Here is a 21,255-nt window from a genome sequence, read left to right as displayed (position 1 = left end):
AGTGGTATCGAGAAAAGATCGCAGCCTCGCTCCGCTCGGCAGCTCCTACGGGAAATGAGGCGGCAACAAGGGATAACTGATGCTATTCAAGCAACTCTCACGCCTGGCAAAAATCACCAGCCCCCTTGGGCCGGATGTGCTGTTGCTCAAGGACATGGGCGGCGGCGAAGAGCTGGGGCGGCTATTCAACTATGAGCTGCAATTGCACTCGCTGGACAAGCTCCCTCGCCACGGGCTCATCATTTTTCTTAAGTGAACAGCATTGCAGCCTCACCTGCCCTTTCGACGATCAGATGGCGGTGCCGCGGTTCGTTCCCGGCTGGACAATCAACAACTCATCCAGCTCGCGCTTTCTGCAATGTGCCACGAACGGCAGCGCGGCATCCGGGTCACGCCTGAACAGCTCAAAGGTCGCACGGTCGATTTCATAGTATTCCTCGTAGTCGACCATGCCGTTGCTGACCGGTATAGATACGTAAAATCGGCCCGAGTCTTGCTCGAAGCCCACGGAGAACATGTGTTCGCGACTTACCAAAACATCTTGAAATTTCACAGTCATCTCTAAAACGCTAATACCGTTCAACCGAAGTCGTTTAGTGAAATGCTTCCGACATCGATTACCGCCAGCGATCCATAACTCATCAGATATTGGCAGGCACGTAGTCCGGTCCTCCAAGCTTGTCCCTGACGTTCAGGGCGGTACGCATCAACGGCTCCCATAAACCGTTCTCGCTGTTCCAACTGCCACCAGCCCAACGTGTATCCAGGATAAGCGCTGCCTTATTGATCTCAAGCTGCCTTCGAAGGGCCAAGGCCACGGACCCCATGTCGATTTCGAACAGCTCGGCATAGAGCCCCTCGGGCTCCTCGCGCTTTTGGCTCAGGCAAAAAAGGTAATACCAAACCCAGCCCGCTGCGGCATAGATCGCCCGATTACGATCGGGGTAGGTCGCGAGAATCTTGAGAAAAGCCGCCACGAAGCGTGCGGGGAAGTTGGCGTCGCGGGTCTGCTGCCAGTAACGCAACACCAGCAAATCGAAGGCCACGAAGATATTTTGCGGTTCCTCGTAGTCGTTTTTGGCTTCTTGAAAGTAGAACGGCTCGCCTACGAGGAATTTATCCAATTCGTCATAGGCCAGGGCAAGCAGCAATACATTGTCTAGATTGGTACTCATTGAAAACTCTCCCCTTGTTGCCATGACTCAGGCGTCCGTAAGAAGGTATTGGCCGGGCTGCGTCCACGAGACTCTCAAATACTTACCGCTCAGCAAACCCATGTCCCGAAAGTATTCAAAGACTTCAGACGGACACCATTCCTTACCCGCCGAAAAGGCCACTCTCAGTAAACGTAGAGCATCCAATACCTTGGCCTTCTGCGTGCCGTCCGGGACATCCAAAAAATAAACATCATTCTCTGCCGTCTTCGAAAACCCGATAGCATGCAAAGCGGCGTCCAGCGTGCGATCAATAATTCGAACGCGAATTGAGTCAGCGTCTGCTTTTTCCACGTACGCCCTTAGCGCTTCACCAGGCTCAAAAATATTGATGCTCTGGTCCTGCCATGTATCGGGGACTTCAAGATCAGCTTCTTGAATGCGGTAAGAGGTCACAGTAATCGCCTTCCATGGACGTGAGGTGACGCGCGGAGGAGCAGATATTCAGGTAATGCTTGGTAACAATCAAGAACCTGGTTCCTCTCCCTCAACTAACGAACTACATTATGGCTTCAGCGCCACCGCCCCTGGCGGTCGCGCGCCTCTGTACGAGCTGCCGAAGGCTGCGATCTCTTGATATTTAAAGTCAAAAGGCTGCAATCTTCGGCAGCGTCAAAAGGATTGCGGCAGCGATAAGGACGACCATGTTATTCAACCAAGCCTCACGCCTGGCAAAGATCACCAGCCCTCTGGGACCTGAAGTGCTGTTGCTCAAGGACATGGGCGGCGGCGAAGAGTTGGGGCGGCTGTTCAACTATGAGTTGCAGCTGCACTCGCTGGACAATGCCATCGACCTCAACCAGTTGCTCGGCAAACCCATGTGCCTGAGCCTGCAACTGGACGACGGTGGTGAGCGCTATTTCCATGGCATCGTTGCCCGTTGCAGCCAGAACGTCGACCAGGGCCAGTTCGCCAGCTACCAGGCCACGCTACGTCCCTGGCTATGGCTGCTGACCCGCACCTCCGATTGCCGGATTTTCCAGAACCTGACCATCCCGCAAATCATCAAACAGGTGTTTCGCGACCTGGGTTTTTCCGACTTCGAAGATGCCCTGAGCCGGCCCTATCGCGAGTGGGAATACTGCGTGCAGTATCGCGAAACCAGCTTCGATTTCGTCAGCCGCCTGATGGAACAGGAAGGGATCTACTACTTCTTCCGCCATGAACAGGGTCGTCACGTGCTGGTGTTGGCCGATGCCTACGGCGCCCACACTAGCGTGGCCGGCTACGCGTCGGTGCCCTACTACCCCAAGAATGAACAGCAGCGCGAACGCGATCACATCCACGATTGGCACCTGGCCCAGGAAGTCCAGCCGGGTTCGCTGGAACTCAACGACTATGACTTCCAGCGCCCCAGCGCGCGAATTGACGTGCGCTCGGCCATGCCTCGTCCGCACACCGCCGGCGATTATCCGCTGTACGACTATCCCGGCACCTATGTGCAAAGCGCAGACGGCGAACATTACGCCCGCACCCGCATCGAAGCCTTGCAGACCCTGCACGAACAGGTCGAGTTCGCCGGCAACGCCCGGGGCTTGGGGTCAGGACATTTGTTCAGCCTCACGGGCTTCAGCCGCCAGGACCAGAACCGCGAATACCTGATCGCCGGCGCCCGTTACTACGTCTCCCAGGAAAGCGGGGAAACCGGCGGCGCTGGCGCTTCGGCGCAGTTCGAAAGCAGCCTGACCTGCATCGACGCGCAACAAAGCTACCGCCCGCTGCCCAACACCCATCGGCCTATCGTCAAAGGCCCGCAGACCGCACTGGTGGTTGGCCCCAAGGGCGAGGAAATCTGGACCGACCAGTTTGGCCGGGTGAAGGTGCATTTCTATTGGGACCGCCACGACCAGTCCAACGAAAACAGTTCGTGCTGGATTCGCGTGTCGCAATCCTGGGCCGGTAAAAACTGGGGCTCGATGCAGATCCCACGAATCGGCCAGGAAGTGATCGTCAGTTTCCTCGAAGGCGACCCGGACCGGCCGATCATCACCGGCCGCGTCTACAACGCGGAACAAACCGTGCCCTACGACTTGCCGGAAAACGCCACCCAGAGCGGCATGAAAAGCCGTTCAAGCAAGGGCGGCTCACCGGCGAATTTCAACGAAATCCGCATGGAAGACAAAAAAGGCGCCGAGCAGCTGTACATCCATGCCGAGCGCAATCAGGACATCGTGGTCGAGGTGGATGAAAGCCACTCGGTGGGCCACGACCGCAACAAGAGCATCGGGCATAACGAGACGGTGACCATCGGTCATACGCGTCTGCGTGCGGTCAAGGATGAAGACATCCTGCTGGTTGGCCGCAAGAAAACGGACAGCATCGGCACCAGTTACGTTATAGAAGTGGGAGAGAACCTGCGCCTGGTATGCGGCAAAAGTATTCTGGAGCTCAACGCCAGCGGTCAAATCAACCTCAGCGGTGTACAAATCGATTTTTATGCCAAGGGTGACGCCCAGTTCAATACAGGCGGGGTACTGCACCTTAATAATGGCGGCGAAGCTGGCGCTACACCTGATGGCCAAGGCATCAAAGCCAATATCAAGGCTGGCGTGGACGCGATGTTTCCCCAGCCCAAAGGCAATTCATAAAGAGATCTCGGCTCCATGACCTATCGCATCAACGAACTCCAATTCAACCTGCCTACAGGTGAACTGCAAGACGCGACAATCAACATCTTGAAGTTTCCCGAACTAGGAACTTCATTAATCGTCAGTCGCAGCCTTCTCGCTGATGGCGAGACCTTGCAAAGCAATCTCGACAGCCAGCTCAAGCGACTCGAACAACAGGTTCAGGAGCTGCGCTATCAACCTGGTCAGCCAGTGCGTTTGGGGGCAGCTCAAGAAATCGAAGGCATCGAGCTGCGCAGCCAGTTTCACAAAGGCAACGAAAAGGTATTCCAGTACCAATTGGCGCTTGTGCTGCCCGGCACTCGCAAGTTACTTGCCCTCAGTTACGTAAAGGCCCAAAAGCTGGGAGATGCCGAAGCTGCACACTGGGCGACTATCAAGAACTCGTTACAGTTCGATGTCGTCACGTAGATGAGTACTTGTTATGTCTGATGCACTCTGGGCTGCTCGCCTTGGCGATGCGCTGACGCATACGTCGATGATGGCCGACATCCTCGGCGGAGTACTCGAAGTAGCAGCAAACGTAGCAATCACCGCACTGGCGACGGCTGCGGTGGCCGCAGCAGCAGGTATTACCCTCGCCACCGCCGGTATCGGTGGCTGCATCCTCTGTGCGGTGGTCGGGCTAGTTGTCGGCATGGCGATGAGCAAGACCGGGGCAGACAAAGGGCTGAGCAAAATGTGCGAAGACCTTGCCAATGCAATTTTCCCACCGACGATCCAGGCCAACATCGCTGTCGGCTCACCCAACACTTTAATCAATTCGATCCCCGCAGCACGAGCAGCCGGCATAGCACCAGCCAAACTCGAAGCCTCAGGCACGCTAGAACTTGAGCCCCCTCCAGAAGATGCTAGCGCGCCAGAACCAGGATTTCTGGATATAGCCGAGGGGTTCTTTTCACAGCTGTGGCGACCGACCGTCGCTAGCCCCGCACCGGGCGTCGTGCCGCGCATGACGGACTTTATTGCTTGCACCCGTCACCCTCCGATGCCGCCCCAACTACTGGCCGAAGGTTCGGAAAAAGTAACCATCAACGGTCAGCCTGCGGTACGCAGTGGTGACCGTAGTATGTGTGACGCAACAGTGGTTTCTTCCGGACTGATTTCACCCAACGTGACCATCGGAGGTGGCACGGTAGTTGTTCAGGAAATTCGAAGTGGCAAGACACCAGGGGTTGGCCTGGCAATCGAAGCATTGATGTTGCTCAAGGGTGCCAAGGGCAAGACATTGAGCAATCTGCCGTGCCTGCTGCTTGGTGCCGTAGGTTCTTATGCTGTAAGCCAGGCTATGGGAGCGGCCGCCAATGCTGCTGTCGGTTCACCCAACCCTGTTCATGCAGCTTTGGGTGCCAAGGTCCTAGGCGCAGATAATGAGCTGGACTTCGTGTTGCCAGGGCATCTGCCTATCGGTTGGCAACGCTTCTACAACAGCCGCGACGACCGCCGAGATGGGCTGTTCGGTGCGGGCTGGAGTGTCCCGTATGAAATCAGCGTGCAAGTACAGCCCCACCCCGATGGGGGTGAACAGCTGATTTACACCGATGAGCAAGGACGACGCATAGAAATCGGTTCATTGCCGCCGGGTAGCGCAATGTTTAGCTCCGGTGAGGGGCTGGGCTTTCGTCGTCATCGCAACGGCCAATTGTTGATCGACAGCGAGGACGGACTGTATCGGCTGTTTGATCCCACACCAGGGACACCTTCGCTGTTGCGCCTGAGCCAATTGGGCGACCGCAATGACAATCGCATCTATCTTGACTATGACGAAACCGGGCGCATCAGCCGACTGCGTGACACCTTCGATCTGGTTCGGGTCGAACTGATCTACGACAAGCAATGGCCCCGACGGGTCCGCCAGATCGAAAGGCTATACGCAGATCAACGAAGGGAAGTGCTGACGAGCTACACCTATGATCCACAGGGTGATCTGGCAGAAGCCCAGGATGCAGGCGGCCAAGTCCAGAGACGCTTTGTCTATGACGAAAACCGTCGGATGGTGGAGCACCAGTTGCCTACTGGACTACGTTGTTTTTACCAATGGGCTTTGCTGGAGGATACCGAGTGGCGGGTCGTCAGGCACTGGACCGACGAGGGTGACGAATACCAATTCCACTACGATCTTCAGGCTGGTATCACAACGATCACCGACAGCCTGCAAAGAACCAGCACGCGTAAATGGAACCGGCAGCACCAGATCACTGAATACACCGATAACCTGGGTCTGACCTGGCAATTCGAGTGGAATGACGAGCGTCAGTTACTCAACGCGACCGACCCTGCAGGCGGCCGGTATGAGTACAGTTACGATGAATCTGGCAATCTCACCGAGACCCTCGACCCTGCAGGTCGCCGGGAATCGATAGCGTGGCTGGAACATTGGGCGCTCCCGCTGACGCAAGTCGACAAGGGTGGCAACTGCTGGCAATTCCTTTATGACTCGCGTGGCAATTGCATCAAGGAAACTGACCCGCTGGGACATGCCACCCAATATCGCTATGACGCCCATGGTCAGGCCGTGGAAATCATTGACGCTATCGGAAAGTCCAAGAAGCTACGCTGGAACACCTTGGGCCAACTCGTAGAACATATTGATTGCTCCAACCAGCCAACCCGTTTCAGCTACGACAATCGCGGATACCTGCAAACCACCACGAATGCACTGGGCGAGCATACTCACTATCGGTATGACATCCGTGGGCGCTTGATCGAGCGACAGCTGCCGGACGGTCGCACAGAACATTTCCAGCGTGATGCCATTGGTCAACTGATCGGTTACAAGGATCCCGCAGGACACCTGATCAGCTATCAACATAATCGTCGGGGACAAGTCAGCCAACGCCGCGACGCGCATGGCCGTGCTGTGCAATTCAGTTATGACCGTTTCGGACGCCTGCAGGCGCTAATCAACGAGAACAACGAACGCTATCGGTTCGAGTGGGATGCGGGCAACCGCTTGAGCGCACAGTACAACCTCGACGGAAGTGCGCACCGCTATATCTATGATTCACTCAGTCAGGTTGCTCTCGCCGAGACAACTCCAGCACCTTCGAACGACCCACTGTCCCAAGAGTCTGTGGGCTCCATCGTGCATCGCATGGAACGAGACCCCGTCGGGCGCTTGCTGAGAAAGATAACGGAGGATGGAAGAACCGAATACGCCTACGATGCGGCGGGAAAAATAGCCGGGATCGTTTTCATCGACCATCAGGGAAATGAACAAAAACTCGCCTTTGCCTACGATGCTATGGGGCATTTAATCGAAGAGCATTGTTCTGGCGCGAGCCTGCATCACCGCTACGATGAACTTGGCAATCTGATTCAAACGTTGCTACCTGATGGTCGATGGGTCAATCGGCTGTATTACGGTAGCGGCCACCTGCACCAGCTCAATTTGGATGGGCAGGTGATCAGCGATTTCGAGCGAGATCGCCTGCACCGAGAAGTACTGCGTACACAAGGTCAAATCACGACTCGCAGCGAATATGGTCAAAACGGCCGCTTGCGCACACGCACCCACAGGCCGACAGGCCAGCCATCACAACTGCCTGCTTCTGCTCAACAGCACTTCGATTACGATGCCAGTGACAACCTGATCGAGCGTATTGAACAGCAGCCAGCTGGCCAGTTGCGCCAATTACTGCATTACGACGCCAGCGGCCGAATTGTAGCGAGCCAGAACGGTACGCAGGGCCAGAGCGAAACATTCGCCTATGACGCCGCTGCAAACCTGCTCGACGGTCCACCGTCGGGTTCGGGCTTGGTAAAGCACAACAAACTACTGACTTACCAGGACAAACGTTATCGATACGACGCCTTTGGACGTTTGATCGAGAAACGCAGTGTCAGCCGGGGAACCCAACACTTCAGATACGACGCAGAAAGTCGGTTGATTGAGGTACGCAATCGCCAAGGCACCGCTGAAACAGTAGTGACAATGGCCTACGATCCGCTCGGGCGTCGCGTAGAAAAGACCGAATGCAGTGGCGATGGGCATCTGCTGGGAAAAACCCGGTTCAGTTGGGATGCCCTGCAGTTATTGCAAGAGCACCGAAACGAACTGACCAGCCTGTACTTGTACGTCGACAACAGCTACGAACCGTTGGCCAGAGTTGATGGTACCGGCCCCCAACAAAAATTTCGCTATTACCACAACGACCTTAATGGCCTGCCCGAACGGCTTGTGGAAGCAGACGGCCAGCCGATCTGGCAGGCACGTTATCGGACATGGGGCGACACGTTCGAAGAAATACGCGAAGCGCATTACATCGAAGAACAGAATCTGCGTTACCAAGGGCAATATCTGGATCGCGAAACAGGACTGCATTACAACACATTCCGTTTTTACGATCCGCAAATCGGACGGTTCATCACGCCAGACCCCTTGGGTTTAGTAGGAGGAATCAACCTCTATTGCTATGCTCCCAACCCGTTCACCTGGATGGACCCCCTGGGTCTGGCCACTGATGCTGGAACGACCACCTTTTACCATGCCGGTGATATTCAAGGTCCTATTGACCCCTCAAAGGGTAGAGGAGGCCTGGACTTTGACCCGGCAGGTAAAGGAGGTTTCTATGTAACGACTGACAAGGCACAGGCTGTGGAGTGGGCAGCGATGAGGGACCATCCGACTATTACACAATTCGATGTTCCCAACTCGGAACTGGCCAAATTGAACATCAAGACATTCGACTCCCCCAATGGCGAATGGGGAGAGTTCGTTACCAAGGGACGTCAAGGCACACTCGATCACAGCCATGATGCGGTCAGTGGCCCCATGCTCAGGAACTCAACACCGGTTAAATTCAAGGGAGCGACGCCCAAACCGAAGGGGAGTCAGTTTGCCATTTATTCGAAAAAAGCAGCCGCACTCTTCGACCGATTCAAAATTAAAGGTTGTTCATGATGCACAGAGATAATTTTGTCGATGGGATGGTTTTCCAAGATGATGATGACCCGGCTGAAACGGTTATTTTCAACATGCGTAGTTGGGTCGAAGTCATCCGAGGAATTATTGTCCACTATGCCAACAGGACCGAAGCGGAAGCCGATTCGCAGATGGCTGCTGCGCCTGTAATAAACACGCCTGTCACTAACTACATGGCTGTCATTTCAAGGAGCCACGAACTGGAGTACCACTGGGCCATGTTGATAGCCTATGGAGAACAATATTGGTCCACCCAAGGAATCAGCCCAGAACCTCCCGAAGACTATCTTGAGTGGGAAACCAATTACCGGACCAAACATAAGCTGGCACAAGAAAGCTTTGTATTCAGTGAGTAGTGAGCGCACGGGCCTTGAAGGTGGAACAACTGGAAGACGATTACCCTGGCGATGCCGAATGGCAAGTGCTTGTGCGGTTATACGAAGAGGACTATCTCAACGACAACGCCCGCACCCTGGCGAAACGACTGGATGGCAACCTCGATATGGCGGTCATTCTCTACGGTAAAAGAGGGCTCAAGGAAGGGTTGTGGTGGGTAGAACAGCAGGTGCCAGCCTTGGATAACATACGGCCAGCCGATTGCCTCAAGGATCCGAAGCTGATCAAACGCCTGAGGACTGCGCTAATGCGCATGCCGTAACGACAAGGATAGAAGTGCAATGGAAGGCATCGAATTGCGTCACAAGCGCAACGATTACACAGCCGTCAGACGCTTATGCCGGATGAACATCCCGCATGTCTGACGCGCTCTGGGCCGCCCGGTTGGGCGATGCACTCAACCACACCTCGATGATGGCTGACATCCTCGGCGGCGTGCTCGAGGTGGCAGCCAACATCGCGATTACCGCGCTGGCCACCGCCGCCGTGGTGGCAGCCACGGGCATTACCGTCGTCACCGGCGGGTTGGGTTGCATCGTGCTCGGCTTGGTGGTGGGCACGATCGTCGGCCTCGCCATGAGCAAGACCGGGGCCGACAAGGGCTTAAGCAACTGGTGCGAGAAGATCAGCAACGCGCTGTTTCCGCCCACGGTGCAGGCCAACATCCTCACCGGCTCCACCAACACCCTCACCAACAACATCCCTGCTGCCCGAGCCGCCGGGGCGATCCCGTCCCATGTCGCGCCGGCCGGTACCGAGCTGGAAATACCCGAGCCGGAAGCCGAGCCCAGCTATCTGGACATGGCCGAAAGCTTCTTCTCGCAGATGTGGCGCCCCACCGTTGCCACCCCGGCACCCGGCGCGGTGCCCAAGCCGCTGGACCTGCTCGTCTGCATGAAGCATCCGCCGATGCCGCCGCAGTTCATGGCCGAGGGCTCGGACAAGGTCACCATCAACGGCCAGCCCGCCGTGCGCAGCGGCGATCGCAGCACCTGCGATGCCAAGGTCGTATCGTCCGGGCTGATTTCCTCCAACGTGACCATTGGCGGCGGCTCGGTGGTGGTGCGCGAAATCCGTAGCGGCAAGACTCCGGGCGTGGGGCTGGCGGTCACGGCGCTGCTGATGCTCAAGGGCGGCAAGGGGAAATTCTTCAGCAAATTGCCGTGCATGCTGGTCGGTGGCGCGACGTCGATGGCCGTCAGCAGCGCGATGGGGGCGATGGCCAACGCCGCCATGGGCTCGTCGAACCCGGTGCATGCCGCCACCGGGGCCAAGGTGCTGGGGGGCGATGAAGAGCTGGATTTCGTGTTGCCGGGCATCTTGCCGATCGATTGGCAGCGCGTCTACAACAGCCGCGACGAGCGTCGCGACGGGCTGTTCGGGGCGGGTTGGAGTGTGTCCTACGAGGTGCGGGTTGAAATCCTGCCTCACCCCGAGGGCGGTAAAACGCTGGTCTACACCGATGAACAGGGTCGGCGCATCGACATGGGTTCGATCCCCTTGGGCGGTGCGGTGTTCAGTGCAGGTGAAGGGCTGAGTGTTCGGCGGCATGTTAATGGGCAGTTGTTGATTGAAAGCGATGACGGGCTGTACCGGCTGTTTGACGTCACACCCGGCAACCCGTCTTTGTTGCGTCTGAATCAGCTCGGTGATCGCAATGACAACCGCATCTATCTCGACTATGACGACGTCGGACGCCTTGTAAAACTGCGCGACACCTTTGACTTGGTTCAGGTGGAATTGACCTACCTTCAGACACGGGTCAGTCAGGTGGAACGGGTCTACCCGGACCAACACCGCGAAGTGCTCGTCAGCTATGGCTATGACACGGTGGGCAACCTGACAGAAGTGCGCGATACAGCAGGTCAGGTACAGCGACGTTTCGTTTACGACAGTGAGCGGCGGATGACTGAGCACCAGTTGCCCACAGGCCTTCGCTGTTTTTATCAGTGGGCTTGCATCGACGAAAAGGAATGGCGCGTGGTCCGGCACTGGACCGATGAGGGCGACGCCTACCAGTTCGACTATGACCTCGACGCCGGTGTCACGCGCATCACCGATGGCTTGCAGCGCGTCAGCACACGGCGCTGGAACAGCCAGCACCAGATCACCGAATACACCGACAACCTCGGCCACACCTGGCAGTTCGAGTGGAACGACGAGCGCCAGTTGCTCAGCGCCACCGACCCGCAGGGCGGGCACTACGCCTACAGCTACGACGACGCCGGCAACCTGATCGGCGAAACCGACCCGCTGGGCCGCAGTGACTCAACCTTGTGGCTGGAGCTCTGGGCTTTGCCGCTGGTGGACACCGACGCCGCCGGCAACAGCTGGCGGTACCGCTACGATCAGCACGGCAATTGCATCGCCGAGACCGATCCGCTGGGCCACGTTACCCGATACCGCTACGACACCCACGGCCAGGTCGTCGAGATCATCGACGCCACCGGCAAAAGCAAAAAGCTGCGCTGGAACCCGTTCGGCCAATTGATGGAACACATTGATTGCTCGGGTTATCCGGCGCGCTTCAACTACGACAACCGCGGCTACCTGCAAACCATCACCGACGCCCTCGGCGAGCGCACCCAATTCAGCTACGACGCCCAAGGGCGGTTGCTCAGCAGCCAATTGCCGGACGGCCGTACCGAGCACTATCAGCGCGACGTCAGCGGCCAGTTGACCGGTTATACCGACCCGGCCGGGCACACCACGCTCTACCAACACAACCGTCGCGGCCAGGTGCGTCAGCGTACCGACGCCCATGGCCGGCAGGTGCAGTTCGGGTACGACAGTTATGGGCGGCTGAAAACTCTGACCAATGAGAATGGCGAAAGTTATCGGTTTGCCTGGGATGCCGGCGATCGGCTGACCGAACAACAAGACCTCGACGGCAGCGCCAAGCGCTACGCCTATGACCTGCTGGATAACGTCGCGGCGGTAACGGCTGTTCCGGCGCCTTACGGCAACGGCTTGGCCATCGTGCCCGAGACACCCCTGGCCCCCATCGTTCATCGACTGGAACGCGACGCTGTCGGCCGGCTGATCGCCAAAGTCACCGACGATGGCCGCACCGAATACAGCTACGACCCGCTAGACCAACTCACCGCCGTCACCTTCACCGACCTGCAGGGCAACGCCCAGGCCCTGAGCTTCGCCTACGATGCCACCGGCCAGTTGCTCGCCGAAAACAGCGCCGCCGGCAGCCTGCACCATCACTACGACGAACTCGGCAACCTGATCCAGACCCAACTGCCCGACGGCCGCTGGCTCAATCGCCTGTACTACGGCAGCGGCCACCTGCACCAGATCAACCTCGACGGCCAAGTCATCAGCGACTTCGAACGCGACCGCCTGCACCGCGAAGTGCTGCGCACCCAAGGCCAGATCAGCACCCGCAGCGAATACGACCGCAGCGGCCGCCTGCGCGCACGGCAACGCCGTCACAGTAGCCAACCCTCGCTGTTGCCGGCGGCGGTGCAAAAACACTTCGAGTACGACCCCGCCGACAACCTGATCGGCAAACTCGACCAGCAACCCGCCGCACAACAGCGCCAGCTACTGCACTACGACGCCACCGGCCGCATCATCGCCAGCCAGGACAGCCTGCACGGCCAGCGCGAGACCTTCACCTACGACTCCGCCGCCAACCTGCTGGACGGCCCAGCCCCCGGCGCCGGATTGGTGGTGCACAACAAGCTGCTGACCTACCAGGACAAGCGCTACCGCTACGACGCCTTCGGCCGGATGATCGAAAAACGCAGCGCCAAGCGCGGCGTGCAACACTTCGCCTACGACGCCGAAAGCCGCTTGATCGAGGTGCGCAACGACAACGGCAGCGTGGTCAACATGGCCTACGACCCGCTGGGCCGGCGCATCGAAAAAACCGAACACGATACCAACGGCTATCCGCTCGGTGAAACCCGCTTCACCTGGGACGGCCTGCGTCTGTTGCAGGAGCATCGCCATCAACAGACCAGCCTTTACCTCTACGAAGACGAAAGTTACGAACCCCTGGCCCGCGTCGACGGTACCGGCCCGCTGCAAAAAATCCGCTATTACCACAACGACCTCAACGGCCTGCCGGAACAGCTCACCGAAGCGGACGGCCACAACGTCTGGCAGGCGACTTATCGGGTGTGGGGCAACACGTTAGAAGAGGTGCGCGAGCCGTACTACATTGAAGAGCAGAACCTGCGGTTTCAGGGGCAGTACCTGGACCGGGAGACGGGGCTGCATTTCAATACGTTCAGGTTTTATGATCCGGATGTGGGGCGGTTTACGACGCCGGATCCTATTGGGTTGGCGGGAGGGATCAATCTCTACGCCTATGCGCCGAATCCCGCAGGCTATGCCGACCCTTTAGGCCTAAGCTGTACTTCGCCAAAAGGCTTTGCCAGAAAAAATACAATAACCAGAAGATGGATTGGAAAATTATCAGGAAAAAAACCTGCTGACGTCGACGGGTATCTAGCAGCCCGAGGCTGGACAAAATCCTATCCTCAAGCTGGCAGACCTGATGCAATTCAACATGTTCAGTATGTGCGCACCACAAAATCCGGAGCCACCTATAAACTTGACTACCATCCAGGGGGCAGTTCCACCCAGAAGAACATTCACGGAAACGATTATTGGAAAGTGTACAAGGCCAATAAATCTGGAGAAGATGTTGTATTCGGCAGAATTGGACATGGCGACTTCAAAAATTACGACCTAATAAAAGACTCTCCAGTTTATGTTAATGGCACGCTCATGAATGGTGGAACTTAAATATGATTGATTTTACAGCAGACATCAAATCCAAGCACTCCGTAGCAAACATTCTATTAGGGGACAACATCTCCAGCTATATCGATGAATTATATAAGAATCATAGCATCAAGATAAAAAACTATACCTTGCCAGACAGCGAAACGAGAGTGGCCTATATAGTAAATGACACCATCACTATAGCAACCCTTTCTGACGGAACAATATTCTCAATTGGCTGCAATGTACATTACCAAGGACTTTACAGAGGAGTACTTTCTACAGGAATGTCTTTTGGCCAAATAAAAAAACTTACCAAACGTCAACGCATTTTTAATGGCTCAATAATTCTCGATGATGACTTCGGGTTTTCCTATGTGTTACCAGCTCCTTATGACGAGATAGCCGACAGCATTGAAGACATACCTCTAGATTTAATTCTAAGTGAAATATATATTTCTGACTTCTCCTCTTGGCTTAGTAGTCCGAGCTAACCGAGCCAACATGAAAAATAACTATCAACTGGAAAAACTTAAAAAATTTGAATTAGGCCCGTATGAAAGCAGAGAAACCATCTATTCACTGATGTTACAGTCAACACTTTCAGGCGGTTTCATTCAGGTACTCGACTCACTTAGAGATCTGGAGCCTCACATGACTTCAGATTACTATTATGTGGCACACAAACTGGTTGCTTACAAAGGCAAAAAAATAATTTTCAAGGGAGAACTGTGTAAAGCAGAAAGAAACGATCTCTTGAGTTTTCTTGACGATGCCGTGACTTCAGGCGATCTGCGCGAGTTATTAATCACTCCAGTTCAGGCACACCCAAACAGAAAAATAATATACATTTCAGAAGATGCGATTTATTTGTATGCGGCAGGATAATGCTAAGTGCCAGAATAAAAGTTTTCAGGCATTGCCGGAGCATGGACTTTCCCGAAAAGCCACATTGCACAAGGGTTTCAGCCTGACGGAGCCCAAAAGATGGGCTATGCCGAAGCCGCGCACTGCGCAATTATCAAGGCGGTAAAGGGGGTCTGGTTCCGAATACAAAAGGTGAGAAAGCGGTCTGGGTAAATCATGACAGCATGTGGAAAACCTTAAAAAATGGACATATTCAATCTACTTTCATACAAGCTTGAAAATTTCCTGAACATCCGGCCGTGCCCAACGAAGCTGGGCGCTGTTTTTTACGAAGAAGACGAGCCCTCGCTGCTGTCTGTCGTCGCCAGAAAACGCAACGGTTCGACCTTCTACGTGAGCCGCTGGCACGATTTGTTTTCCATAAGCGCCTTCGAAAAATCCATGTCAACAAATGGTTTCACGGAGTCGGACTGCTATGCCCTTCTCTTGGTCCTGTCCCGCTTTGGCTATCTGCTTGAAATCGACAACCGTCAACGTTCAAACAAAGACTATTTTATTTTCTTCTACCTGATTCAACTGATCAGCTTGAAGAACAGTCCTATCGACGCGGATACACAGCTCAGGAACTACATGCTCAGGTTCCTGCTTTTCGAATTGAGTATTGACGACGAAGCGTATCGACGGTTCAGCATCAAGGATAATCAGCTGATAATGGCTACTGACTCTCTGGGGCCTGTAGCTTTTCTGGATGTTATCGACTTGGTTTACAAAGCGATCAAATTTGATAGCAGGAAAGAACATGAATTGCTAAGCACGTTGAAAAACTATCAAACAAGCATAGTCACATTATTGACCGAACCCGACGACAAAAATTACCGTTTCAGGCTTAATGATCGTCACAGCGAACTCATGTATCCCGATGTATTTTTGCACGCCTACGTAAAAAACAAGAAGCAGATATTTAATGCTTTGATTGATACGGTCAACCCTCTTCAATCAACGGAAAATCTGTTTGTCTCCAATATTATCTTGATGAATTACTCCTTTCATATTCTGAAAGGTAAGCCTCGCGAAATTCTAAAACTGAAAAAGTACGTAAGTGATGAGACGCTGTTCAGCAAGCTGCTAGAAGCGATAATCACTCGTCGAATGGCAATCAATAAATCATTATTCGACAAGATATCCATAGGCCAGGATCTATCCTTGATAAAAGACAATCCAGCCTCGTTCTACAATATCTTGTACAGCTTATAGAAGCCCTCACAGACGGCACCCTAAAACGTGCAGTAAAGCTCATTTGCAGCGAATGAATACGAGCAATAAGAACCTTGCCGAGCCCAAATAGCTGGATTTTTTGAAGATGGAACAACTGGAAGACGATTACCCCGGCGATGCCGATTGGCAGGATTTCGTGGATTTATATAACAAAGTCTATCTCGACGACGACGCCCGCACTTTGGCGAAACGACTGGATGGCAACCTCGATATGGCGGTCATTCTCTATGGTAAAAGAGGGCTCAAGGAAGGATTGTGGTGGATCGAACAGCAAGTGCCCGCCCTGGATAACATACGGCCAGCCGATTGCCTCAAAGATCCGAAGCTGATCAAACGACTGAGGACTGCGCTGATGCGCATGCCGTAACCGACTCTATCAACACCAGGTACGCCAGCGCACCGACGCCCATGGCCGGAGTTCGGGTATGACAGCTACGGGCTGCTGCAAGCGCTGATCAACGAAAACGGCGAAAGTTATCGGTTTGCCTGGGATGCGGGCGATCGACTGACCGAACAACAGGATCTGGGTGGCAGCGCCAAGCGCTACACCTATGACCTGCTGGATAACGTCGCGGCGGTAACGGCTGTTCCGGCGCCTTATGGCAACGGCTTGGCCATCGTCCCCGAGACGCCCCTGGCCCCCATCGTTCATCGACTGGAACGCGACGCTGTCGGCCGGCTGATCGCCAGAATCACCGACGATGGCCGCACCAACTACACCCATGACCCACTGGACCAGCTCACCGCCGTCACCTTCAGCGACCTGCAGGGCAACACACAAACCCTGAGCTTTGCCTACGACGCCCTCGGCCAGTTGCTCGAAGAACAAAGCGCAGCCGGCAGCCTGCACCACCACTACGACGAACTCGGCAACCTGATCCAGACCCAACTGCCCGACGGCCGCTGGATCAATCGTCTGTACTACGGCAGCGGCCACCTGCACCAGATCAACCTCAACGGCCAGGTCATCAGCGACTTCGAACGTGATCGCCTGCACCGCGAAGTGCTGCGCACCCAAGGCCAGATCAGCACCCGCAGCGAATACGATCGCAGCGGACGTTTACGTTCACGCCAACGCCGACACAGCAGCCAGCCATCACTGATGCCGGCCGCCGTGCAGAAACATTTCGAGTACGACCCCGCCGACAACCTGATCGGCAAACTCGACCAGCAACCCGCCGCGCAACACCGCCAACTGCTGCACTACGACGCCACTGGCCGCATCATCGCCAGCCAGGACAACCTGCACGGCCAGCGCGAAATCTTCGCCTACGACGCCGCCGCCAACCTGCTGGACGGCCCGCAACCCGGCGCCGGGCTGGTGGTGCACAACAAACTGCTGACCTACCAGGACAAGCGTTACCGCTATGACGCGTTTGGCCGGATGATCGAAAAACGCAGCGCTAAACGGGGACTGCAGCGCTTCGGTTATGACGCCGAGAGCCGGTTGATTGAAGTGCGCAACGAAAACGGCAGCGTGCTCAGGATGACCTACGACCCGCTGGGCCGGCGCATCGAAAAAACCGAGCACGACACCAACGGCTACCCACTCGGCGAAACCCGCTTCACCTGGGACGGCCTGCGCCTGTTGCAGGAGCATCGCCATCAACAGACCAGCCTCTACCTCTACGAAGACGAAGGTTATGAACCCCTGGCCCGCGTCGACGGCACCGGCCCGCTGCAAAAAATCCGCTACTACCACAACGACCTCAATGGCCTGCCGGAACAACTCACCGAGGCGGACGGCCACAACGTCTGGCAGGCGACTTATCGGGTGTGGGGCAACACGTTAGAAGAGGTGCGCGAGCCGTATTACATCGAAGAGCAGAACCTGCGGTTTCAGGGGCAGTACCTGGACCGGGAGACGGGGCTGCATTTCAATACGTTCAGGTTTTATGATCCGGATGTGGGGCGGTTTACGACGCCGGATCCGATTGGATTGGCGGGGGGATTGAATTTTTATCAATATGGACCGAATCCTTCATCTTGGATTGACCCTGCTGGTCTGAGCACTTGCAGTAGCGGAAAAGGCTATAAATTCTCATTTGGATCCCTCCGACACATACTAAGAAGGCACTCGCCACACGTTGGGCCGCCTAAGCAACTCCCTTACTCTGCGATGAAACCAAGCAGACAAAAGGGTTCTTTGTTTCCAGCAGGATGGAGTAATAGAGATATTGCCAAGGCTACCAAAGAAGTTGCCAACAACCCATCAAACCAAGTAATTTCCAATAGAGAAGGGTTCTCAGGAAAAGTATTTGAGGGTACGTCAACACAAAGTGGAGCAACTCAAAAAATCCGCGTAATTACTGACCATGCAGACCCACACATAGGCGGAACAGGACCAGGGGTCATAACATCCAGCATCCCTATCAAATAGTTGAGGCCATTATGAAATACAAAACATGCGAAAATTGCTATGCAAATTACGACCCTCAACTTAATAGATGCCCTGATTGCAACACCTCACAAGGACGGCTCGACGACGGAATAATTGTTTTTAACGAAGCCACCCGAAAAGAAATATCAAACCTCGGCGGAATAACCTGGGACATAATATCTATCGACTCTAAACAGCATATTTTGCCCTGCGAGTGGGGGGTAATTTACTTTCACAGTGAAACTGGTAGACACTGGAGTTACCTATGCGGAATTGTTGACAAAGTTACTGTCAGCCAAAACATAGAAGTAGTCCATGGAAATATTAAAGATTATCTGGAACTCACTAGCGGAAAACTTATAAAAAGAGAGTCAGGCTCATAAACATGATGCCCCCCACGAATCCGATGATGCCAATGGCCGCATCATCGCCAGCCAGGACAGCCTGCACGGCCAGCGCGAAACCTTCGCCTACGACGCCGCCGCCAACCTGCTGGACGGCCCGCAACCGGCGCCGGACTGGTGGTGCACAACAAACTGCTGACCTATCAGGACAAGCGTTATCGCTATGACGCGTTTGGCCGGATGATCGAAAAACGCAGCGCTAAACGGGGCCTGCAACGTTTAGCCTACGATGCCGAAAGCCGGTTGATTGAAGTGCGCAATGAAAACGGCAGCGTGCTCAGGATGACCTACGACCCGTTGGGCCGGCGCATCGAAAAAACCGAGCACGACACCAACGGCTACCCACTCGGCAGGTTGAAAAACCCATTGTATTTATAACGTAAAACTTATTACCAAGGCACAGGCACAGCAACAGATTTCATCACTACAAAGCAGCCTTCGCAAGAAGACTGTTTCAGGAAGAATTCGAACCAAATCCAGTACCGGTCGACTTTGCTGACAAGAGGCTTTCATGTTCTATACCCTTCCATTCAATAAAGACAAAAACTGCCCCACCTTCATTGATGGCGTCATTCATGAGTCGTTCAGCCCTGGCGCCTATGACGATGCGATGGATGCCGACTGGCACGACGCGGGCCCCGACGAAGCTCTCGCTCCCCTCCCGAAAAAACTGGTGCTGATTACCAAGGACAAGCGCTATGACTTTGACTTTTGCACAGCCTTTGAGGGGCATATTGTCAGTGAGCGCTTCCTGAAAGCCTTCCAGACCCTCAAGACTTCCCGATGGGAGATCGCAGAACTGGAGATCGTCAACCCGAAGGGCGTGTCGGTCGCACAGCGCCAGTATTTTTTCATGCGCCAGCAACGAATAGACAAGGAACCTGTGGACGTGATCGATCAGGCACAGTCGAAGATTAATTTTCGAAAGAGCGGCGAGATCAAAAATATTATCAGCCTGACAATCAAAGAAAATATCAGCACAGATTTTTTTAGTATCGATGAAGTTACTTTACTTGGATTCGTATTTCTTTCGCCTCACGCCGCCACTGCACTTCAAGAACTAAATCTGGTAGGTGCAGAAGTGGTCGATACGGAGAAGGTCGGCTCAATTGATAGAGCCTAGGTCCCACTCAGCATGCAGGTGATTACCCTTTTCCGATTTCTGGCCGGTAATGAAGGCTTGTCGCCAGGCCGTGATTTGCTCGGGGTAAAGGCCTTTGTGGCGGCAATACTCGCCCAGGTCGATCTCGGACAAGCCGCTCGCTTCAAGAACGACAGCAAACTTGGTTTCGGATGACCCGTTCTTGGTCAGCGGCTTGTTTTCGGACACTGCACTTCCTTCAGAACTGAGCTGCTTGCGCCAGTTGGACAAAGACATTTCGCTGACCCCTTCGCGCCGGGAAACCTCGGCCATCGACAGGTTCAGCGGGGGAAGCAGCATCTTGAGTAATGCGGCTCTGCGTTCAGGTGAATAATACGGCACGATCAGTCTCTTTCCGCCCCCGATGTGCTTTTTTAGGAATATTCGGAGAGGCGACAACTATCCTGACACCGGGGGACCGGTTTACTCATTCTGGCGGCGTCAAAAACCTCAAATCCTGCCTTTAACAAGGAGCGCAACCATGCCTTTTTTATATAAACCCGGCCTGTCAGATGCGGACATACAGGGGCTTGAGCAGCGTTTGCAAAAAAAACTGCCTTCGGATTACAAGGATTTCCTGAAAAAAAGAAACGGCTTTTATGCGACAGCTCCCGATTATGTAAGTCTGCCACTCGATAAGGTCGATGAAGGCAGCATCGCCTTCGACCGCCTTTTCGGCCTGATACCCGACGAAGAAAGCAATGATCTGCTGGCGTTCAACGAAGAGTTTATCGACGAGCTTTCCTTCCTGGACAACAGCATCGCTATCGGTGAAGACGGTGGCGGAAATCCATTTGTATGGATCGCAGAAGCTGGCAAGAAAGGCCTGTACTACTGGGACAGGACTCACTTGCACGAAAGTGACGACAAAAATGATTTTGATATCGCTGAACGCGACGGCTGTGGAAATCTGTTTTTCCTGGCGCCTGATTTCACGTCGTTCCTTGACCTGATCCTCTCTACGTTTATCAGCCCGCCCGACTTCGTCGAGGAGTGATTCAGGCTCGCGCTACCGGAAAAGAGACAAAATGGATTTTTAAATGAACAACCCAGAAGAAATCCACTACTTGGGAAAGAAAACTTCGAACGGTTTTTTAATTATTTTTATGGTTGATCCTTAGGTCATGGATCTGACCTAGCCTATACGCACAAATAAGCATTCCGTAAGCAACAAGGAGAAAGATGCAATGGAAGGCATCGAATTGCGCCACAAGCGCAACCATCATGCGACGACCAGCCCCATCCATGTCTGACGCACTCTGGGCCGCCCGGCTGGGTGAT

General features: G+C 54.7%; 15 protein-coding genes and 4 pseudogenes. 15 read left to right on the top strand and 4 right to left on the bottom strand.

Going from position 1 to position 21,255, the window contains the following annotated elements:
- Positions 1 to 79 precede the first annotated feature (79 nt).
- A pseudogene (locus tag F6R97_RS15095) lies at positions 80 to 217 on the top strand (hypothetical protein); the annotation flags it as partial.
- A 72-nt stretch (positions 218 to 289) separates the two neighbouring features.
- Here F6R97_RS15095 and F6R97_RS15090 read toward each other — a convergent pair.
- The 3 genes from F6R97_RS15090 to F6R97_RS15080 form a co-directional block, all read right to left on the bottom strand.
- Positions 290 to 553 carry a hypothetical protein gene (locus F6R97_RS15090; protein ID WP_315866756.1) on the bottom strand — a complete coding sequence of 88 codons (264 nt, stop codon included), beginning with the start codon at positions 551 to 553 and terminating at the stop codon, positions 290 to 292.
- 88 nt (positions 554 to 641) lie between these two features.
- Entirely contained in the window at positions 642 to 1,175 is a 534-nt protein-coding gene (locus tag F6R97_RS15085; RefSeq protein ID WP_038980618.1) for a hypothetical protein, read from the bottom strand.
- Between the two features lie 27 nt (positions 1,176 to 1,202).
- On the bottom strand, positions 1,203 to 1,610 hold the full coding sequence (locus F6R97_RS15080; RefSeq protein WP_217450427.1) for a hypothetical protein: 408 nt from the start codon (positions 1,608 to 1,610) through the stop codon (positions 1,203 to 1,205).
- A gap of 248 nt (positions 1,611 to 1,858) precedes the next feature.
- On the opposite strand from F6R97_RS15080, the gene tssI reads away from it, so the two are divergent.
- From tssI to F6R97_RS15010, 13 genes and pseudogenes are all read left to right on the top strand, one after another.
- Positions 1,859 to 3,802, top strand: a complete 1,944-nt coding sequence (tssI, locus tag F6R97_RS15070; RefSeq protein ID WP_315866755.1) for a type VI secretion system Vgr family protein — start codon at positions 1,859 to 1,861, stop codon at positions 3,800 to 3,802.
- Between the two features lie 15 nt (positions 3,803 to 3,817).
- Positions 3,818 to 4,252, top strand: coding sequence for a DcrB-related protein (locus F6R97_RS15065; protein WP_038980616.1), 435 nt, complete (start codon positions 3,818 to 3,820; stop codon positions 4,250 to 4,252).
- A gap of 13 nt (positions 4,253 to 4,265) precedes the next feature.
- On the top strand, positions 4,266 to 8,744 hold the full coding sequence (locus tag F6R97_RS15060; protein ID WP_080772076.1) for an RHS repeat-associated core domain-containing protein: 4,479 nt from the start codon (positions 4,266 to 4,268) through the stop codon (positions 8,742 to 8,744).
- Positions 8,741 to 9,121, top strand: a complete 381-nt coding sequence (locus F6R97_RS15055) for a hypothetical protein (RefSeq protein WP_038980615.1) — start codon at positions 8,741 to 8,743, stop codon at positions 9,119 to 9,121. Before F6R97_RS15060 ends, F6R97_RS15055 begins: the two co-directional genes overlap by 4 nt.
- A 20-nt stretch (positions 9,122 to 9,141) precedes the next feature.
- On the top strand, positions 9,142 to 9,423 hold the full coding sequence (locus tag F6R97_RS15050; RefSeq protein WP_038983572.1) for a hypothetical protein: 282 nt from the start codon (positions 9,142 to 9,144) through the stop codon (positions 9,421 to 9,423).
- A 95-nt stretch (positions 9,424 to 9,518) separates the two neighbouring features.
- Positions 9,519 to 13,928, top strand: a complete 4,410-nt coding sequence (locus F6R97_RS15045; protein WP_315866754.1) for an RHS repeat-associated core domain-containing protein — start codon at positions 9,519 to 9,521, stop codon at positions 13,926 to 13,928.
- A 2-nt stretch (positions 13,929 to 13,930) separates the two neighbouring features.
- On the top strand, positions 13,931 to 14,401 hold the full coding sequence (locus F6R97_RS15040) for a hypothetical protein (protein ID WP_048396226.1): 471 nt from the start codon (positions 13,931 to 13,933) through the stop codon (positions 14,399 to 14,401).
- 10 nt (positions 14,402 to 14,411) lie between these two features.
- The gene (locus F6R97_RS15035; protein ID WP_315866753.1) at positions 14,412 to 14,795 is read left to right on the top strand and encodes a hypothetical protein; all 384 of its coding nucleotides are present in this window, start codon (positions 14,412 to 14,414) and stop codon (positions 14,793 to 14,795) included.
- 222 nt (positions 14,796 to 15,017) lie between these two features.
- Entirely contained in the window at positions 15,018 to 16,028 is a 1,011-nt protein-coding gene (locus F6R97_RS15030) for a hypothetical protein (protein ID WP_315866752.1), read from the top strand.
- 106 nt (positions 16,029 to 16,134) lie between these two features.
- Entirely contained in the window at positions 16,135 to 16,416 is a 282-nt protein-coding gene (locus F6R97_RS15025) for a hypothetical protein (protein WP_048396223.1), read from the top strand.
- A gap of 4 nt (positions 16,417 to 16,420) precedes the next feature.
- Positions 16,421 to 18,060: pseudogene (locus F6R97_RS15020) on the top strand (RHS repeat-associated core domain-containing protein); the annotation flags it as partial.
- Positions 18,061 to 18,837: 777 nt separating this feature from the next.
- A pseudogene (locus F6R97_RS15015) lies at positions 18,838 to 19,193 on the top strand (RHS repeat domain-containing protein); the annotation flags it as partial.
- A gap of 151 nt (positions 19,194 to 19,344) precedes the next feature.
- A complete protein-coding gene (locus F6R97_RS15010; RefSeq protein ID WP_315866750.1) occupies positions 19,345 to 19,956 on the top strand; it encodes an Imm43 family immunity protein in 612 nt (203 codons plus the stop codon).
- 27 nt (positions 19,957 to 19,983) lie between these two features.
- On the opposite strand, the pseudogene F6R97_RS15005 reads toward F6R97_RS15010, so the two are convergent.
- A pseudogene (locus F6R97_RS15005) lies at positions 19,984 to 20,316 on the bottom strand (transposase); the annotation flags it as partial.
- Between the two features lie 139 nt (positions 20,317 to 20,455).
- On the opposite strand from F6R97_RS15005, the gene F6R97_RS15000 reads away from it, so the two are divergent.
- Positions 20,456 to 20,971: an SMI1/KNR4 family protein gene (locus F6R97_RS15000; protein WP_315866749.1), complete on the top strand. Its 516-nt coding sequence runs from the start codon at positions 20,456 to 20,458 to the stop codon at positions 20,969 to 20,971.
- The last annotated feature ends 284 nt before the right edge of the window (positions 20,972 to 21,255 follow it).

Source organism: Pseudomonas sp. JV414 (genome assembly GCF_032424305.1).
Taxonomy (GTDB): Bacteria; Pseudomonadota; Gammaproteobacteria; order Pseudomonadales; family Pseudomonadaceae; genus Aquipseudomonas; species Aquipseudomonas lini.
This window is presented reverse-complemented; position numbering and strand designations above follow the sequence as displayed.

Excerpts from the sequence above, each read along its gene's own strand:
- F6R97_RS15085 (WP_038980618.1), bottom strand. The coding sequence starts at position 1,175 with ATGAGTACCAATCTAGACAATGTATTGCTGCTTGCCCTGGCCTATGAC.
- tssI (WP_315866755.1), top strand. The coding sequence starts at position 1,859 with ATGTTATTCAACCAAGCCTCACGCCTGGCAAAGATCACCAGCCCTCTG.
- F6R97_RS15065 (WP_038980616.1), top strand. The coding sequence starts at position 3,818 with ATGACCTATCGCATCAACGAACTCCAATTCAACCTGCCTACAGGTGAA.
- F6R97_RS15060 (WP_080772076.1), top strand. The coding sequence starts at position 4,266 with ATGTCTGATGCACTCTGGGCTGCTCGCCTTGGCGATGCGCTGACGCAT.
- F6R97_RS15055 (WP_038980615.1), top strand. The coding sequence starts at position 8,741 with ATGATGCACAGAGATAATTTTGTCGATGGGATGGTTTTCCAAGATGAT.
- F6R97_RS15045 (WP_315866754.1), top strand. The coding sequence starts at position 9,519 with ATGTCTGACGCGCTCTGGGCCGCCCGGTTGGGCGATGCACTCAACCAC.
- F6R97_RS15040 (WP_048396226.1), top strand. The coding sequence starts at position 13,931 with ATGATTGATTTTACAGCAGACATCAAATCCAAGCACTCCGTAGCAAAC.
- F6R97_RS15035 (WP_315866753.1), top strand. The coding sequence starts at position 14,412 with ATGAAAAATAACTATCAACTGGAAAAACTTAAAAAATTTGAATTAGGC.
- F6R97_RS15030 (WP_315866752.1), top strand. The coding sequence starts at position 15,018 with ATGGACATATTCAATCTACTTTCATACAAGCTTGAAAATTTCCTGAAC.
- F6R97_RS15025 (WP_048396223.1), top strand. The coding sequence starts at position 16,135 with ATGGAACAACTGGAAGACGATTACCCCGGCGATGCCGATTGGCAGGAT.
- F6R97_RS15010 (WP_315866750.1), top strand. The coding sequence starts at position 19,345 with ATGTTCTATACCCTTCCATTCAATAAAGACAAAAACTGCCCCACCTTC.
- F6R97_RS15000 (WP_315866749.1), top strand. The coding sequence starts at position 20,456 with ATGCCTTTTTTATATAAACCCGGCCTGTCAGATGCGGACATACAGGGG.